This window comes from Neisseria sp. P0009.S007 (assembly GCF_051962515.1).
The window spans coordinates 1-865 of the sequence record NZ_JBQCVF010000696.1 but is presented as its reverse complement, the minus strand read 5'-3'; the positions used below and the strand labels follow the sequence as shown (position 1 = coordinate 865).

Genomic DNA, 865 nt, shown 5'->3' with positions numbered 1-865 from the left:
CTCTTCCATATTTACCCCGTAGACGACCACATCCTGACCGTCGTCCGCAATATGCGCCGTCTCGCCATCGAAACCCATAGCCACGAAATGCCCGAGGCCAGCGCCATCATGCAGACCTACCCACGACCGCATGTCCTCTACACCGCCGCCCTGCTGCACGACATCGCCAAAGGCCGTGGCGGCGATCACGCCAAAGAAGGCATCAAAGACGCCCAACAATTCGCCGCCAACCACTACTACACCGAAGAAGAAAGCCACCTCCTCGCATGGCTGGTTGAAAACCACCTGCTCATGTCCACCGTTGCCCAAAAAGAAGACATCCAAGACCCGCACGTCCTCCAAGCCTTCTGCCGCCGTATTCCCACACGTGAATACCTCGACGCACTCTACCTGCTTACCATTGCCGACATCCGCGGCACCAACCCCAAACTTTGGAACACATGGCGTGCCAGCCTGCTCCAAACCCTCTACCACAGCACCGCCGCCGTTTTAAACAGCAAACACCACGATCCCGAACGCCTCCCCAACCGACGCGAACAAGCCTCGACCGATCAGCTCACGCGCGCGGCCGTTCCCCTCAAAAACCAACAAAAACTCCGCCGCATCCTCGGCAGCGCATACTACGTCCGTCATCAGACGCGGGAAATCCTTTGGCACACCGCAAACCTCGCCTACGACACCCAAAGTCCGGCCGTCCGCAGCCGCATCCTCCCCCAAAGCAACAGCCTCCAAGTCATGGTGTTCATGCCCAATGGCGACCGTCTCTTCGCACGCCTCTGCCGCATCTTCAGCAGCCACCGCTTCGACATCCAAGCCGCCCGCGCCTTCATCACCGAGCACGACTACATCCTCGACACCTTTATCC

The 865-nt window shown here is 59.3% G+C and carries 1 protein-coding gene; it reads left to right on the top strand.

Annotated elements, in window-relative coordinates; all coding sequences use genetic code 11:
* Nucleotides 1-865: HD domain-containing protein (locus ACTHS3_RS15755; protein WP_440368475.1), on the top strand; the 865-nt coding region annotated here is incomplete at both ends.